The sequence below is a fragment of the Streptomyces sparsogenes subsp. cuspidosporus genome (assembly GCF_039532705.1).
Lineage (GTDB): Bacteria > Actinomycetota > Actinomycetes > Streptomycetales > Streptomycetaceae > Streptomyces > Streptomyces sparsogenes.
Window position 1 is genome coordinate 1 of record NZ_BAAASD010000113.1, and the last position, 2,902, is coordinate 2,902.

Here is a 2,902-nt window from a genome sequence, read left to right on the forward strand (position 1 = left end):
CCGGCGGAGCTGCCTCAGCTCTTCCCGCTCGGCGGTGGTCAGCCGGTCGTCGCGTTCACCGGTGTCCGCCTCGGCCTGGCGGACCCAGCCGCGCAGGGCCTCCTTGTGGATGCCCAGGTCCTTCGCGGCATGCGCGATCGGACGGCCGCTGGTGCGGACCTCACGGACGGCCCGCTCACGGAGCTCGTCCGGGTACTTGCGTGGTGCTGGCACTGCTCGTGGTTCTCCTTCGGGCCAGGATCATAAGCCTGGCTTCAGGGACTCCACGAAACCGGGGTCATCTCATTCCGGCAAGGACAGAGCCGGTTCCGGGCGAGTACGGAGGGGGAGATGGTTAGCCACTTGCCCGGCCGTTTCGGCGTGCTGATCGGTGCCAACGGCGCCGGAAAGACGACCCTCACGGATGCGCTCCACCTCGCTCATCCCGGTTCCTGCTTCCCGCTCCTGCCGAGGTACGGATCCGCCACGCTCGCGCCCGAAGGCTCCAACCGCACCATCGAGGTGGCGTACAAGCTGGGCGACAGCCTCACCGAGGAAGGGCGCCATGGACACCAGCTGCACGTGGTCGGCCACCAACGGCTCGGAAAGGTCGCTCAGAACTGGGGCGTCACGCTGAGCCGCAGGCTCGGCAGCGTCGCTACGAAGGTCAATGCGACGCACGGGTAGGTCTTTGGACTCGGACCCGTGCAAACTCATTTACCTGCCGGCCTGGCGGCATCCGCTGGATGAGCTGGCCCGCCGCGAGGCACGGATCCTGGTGGCGCTGCTCCGTGCCGAACAGCAGCGCCTGAGCGGCACCAGCAACCTGGTGGGTCCGCAGCAGTTCTGCGCGAGGTCGATCTAGATGAGGAGGACGTGACGGCCCGGACGGTGTACGAGCTTTCGCAGCGCGAAGAAGGGCACGAAGGGCGAGCCCGGGATCAAGGCGGGCCGGGGAGCGCACTGCTCGGGCCCACCGCTCGGCGAACCACGCCTGCTGGCGAGGGGCCGACGCCCTGGCCCGCTTCACGTTTTCGACGGCGTGTGTTGGCCCCACCGAAACGGTTTCGCCTGGCCCCACTTTTCGGCCGTGTGGGTGATGGGTCGGGGCGGTGCTGGAGAGGAACGGTATGTAGTGGCGCCGCCCCCTCGATCGGGTGACGTTTCGCGGGTGTCCTGGGGTGGAGGCGATCAAGTACGGACGGTGGCCTGCGGAGGCCGGTAGCGTGTGATGCACGGAGCCCGCCCGGCTGCTTCCCCTGACAGGAATGCGGACGGGCGGGCGCCGTGCTGGCGTCCGCCCGCTGAGGGTATAGGGCCAGGCGGCTTCCTGTCGGTGCCGGAAAGTATGTCACCCAGGTGCGACTGGCCTGCCCCTGGACACCCCCACATCACCCTAACGAGCCGAAATCAGTAACGCCGTTTCAGATGGTCGGGGTGTCGTCAACAATCGGCCTGTGAATTTCAATGACCGGCTTCCACCCCGCGGAGAACTCGATGAAGTCTGCACGGGTGGGGTAGGTGTCGAACGCGCGACGGTCACGTTTGGGGTTGTCGGTCCCCTTGCGCCCCCGGGGAATCTGCTCCTCGAAGATGTCGACCTTCACGTCGGGAACCTCCTTGAGGCCCTGGCGCCAGATTTGTACGGTGTCGGCGCCGAAGGCCTGCCGGGCCGCGGCGTAAAGGGCCGTGAGGGCGCCCTTGTCCCCGCCAGGGACGAAAAGTGCCAGGTCTAGCACGACACCGGCGGACTGGAGGACCTCGATAGTCACCGAGCCGTTCTCGTCAGCCAAGTAGACTCCGGTGTCCTTCTCGTCGTCGGGAAGGCAGGAGACCTCTTCCTGGAATACGGTTCTCGCCGTGATCGAGCCGCCCTCGAAATCCTCACCGGACTTGGTCAGAAAAGCAGGGACATAGCAGTCGGGAAGCTTGAGTTGTGCCGTGTCGGCGGAAATGAACAGCCTGTCCTTCATGCTGAGCTTCGTCACCTCTTCCAGCGAGAGGCGGCGAGCGGTGATCTTCTCCGTGTTCACGAATTCCCTTCCAGGTTGCACTGTCCCTCCGATCAAGGACGCTACCACGAAACCCTGAGGTCAACTGCCCAGTAATGCATGGGTAGATGGCTTCCGATGACCTGCGCGGGAGGACGCCGAAGCGAGTGCCACTCGGTCCGCCAGGTAGTGTCCCTCGTCATGCTGTTAGGGATCAACTGGACGTTGTATTTCGGTACGTTGGGTAGCGCGGAGGAACCAAAAGAGAGTTTGCGACAGATTCACCCATATCACCTTCGGGCAGGTGCTGGCGAGGTAAGGCGATCCATTCGTCGTGCATCTCGAAGAGCGCAGCGGAAACCAACCGGATGGTCCCACGGCGCAACAACGGAGACCCCATCGGCAACAACATCGGGATGGAGTGCGCAAACCGGAAGTCGCATACCATCGCGCCCTCTTCGGTCAGGACTTCAGCGTAGTTGGCTGACGCCCGGTTGCTGACGTCTCGTCTTGTTGGGTGGGGTTCGGGCGGGGGTCAAGGGGTCGCAGGTTCAAATCCTGTCGCCCCGACCAGCATCATCGCAGGTCGGAGGCCGTTTTTGCGGGTAGCGGAGGCGGCGGGGGGTCCCGGCAGGCGCCACCGCCGCCTGCGTGGCCTCTTTCCGTGTGTTTCGGCGTGGTGGTCGCATGGTGGCCGCATGCGTTCCCTGGGGCTGGGACGCGGAGGGTGAAGTGGGTCCCAGGGCGGGGGAGTAGAGCGCTCTGAGCGGGCTGTGGTGCTGGTTGGTGTGGTCGCGGTGTGGTTGCAGCCAGGCGGGCCAGTGTGGATGGCTATCGGCGGTGGGGTCGGCTTGGGTCAGTGCGGTGTCGATGGCGTCTACGGCGTCGTGGGCGGCTTGCTGGGTGAGGTGGCTGTAGAGGTTGGCGGTGGT

At 65.4% G+C, this 2,902-nt stretch carries 4 protein-coding genes; 2 read left to right on the forward strand and 2 right to left on the reverse strand.

Translation table 11 applies throughout. The annotated features are described in order from the left end of the window. Nucleotides 1–213, reverse strand: a 213-nt coding sequence (locus tag ABFY07_RS42510) for a transposase (protein ID WP_346179587.1), incomplete at its 3' end; no start/stop codon positions are given. A gap of 117 nt (nucleotides 214–330) precedes the next feature. Here ABFY07_RS42510 and ABFY07_RS42515 point away from each other — a divergent pair. Continuing rightward, nucleotides 331–666, forward strand: coding sequence for a hypothetical protein (locus ABFY07_RS42515; protein WP_268970990.1), 336 nt, complete (start codon nucleotides 331–333; stop codon nucleotides 664–666). A 4-nt stretch (nucleotides 667–670) separates the two neighbouring features. Next, entirely contained in the window at nucleotides 671–844 is a 174-nt protein-coding gene (locus tag ABFY07_RS42520; RefSeq protein WP_346179588.1) for a hypothetical protein, read from the forward strand. Between the two features lie 559 nt (nucleotides 845–1,403). Here the strand turns inward: ABFY07_RS42520 and ABFY07_RS42525 are convergent. Continuing rightward, nucleotides 1,404–2,012 (reverse strand): hypothetical protein, encoded by a 609-nt coding sequence (locus ABFY07_RS42525; protein WP_346179589.1) that lies wholly within the window; start codon nucleotides 2,010–2,012, stop codon nucleotides 1,404–1,406. Nucleotides 2,013–2,902 lie beyond the last annotated feature (890 nt).

What these genes read in the sequence shown, in the direction of transcription:
- ABFY07_RS42515 (WP_268970990.1), top strand. Translation starts at nt 331, where the DNA reads ATGGTTAGCCACTTGCCCGGCCGTTTCGGCGTGCTGATCGGTGCCAAC.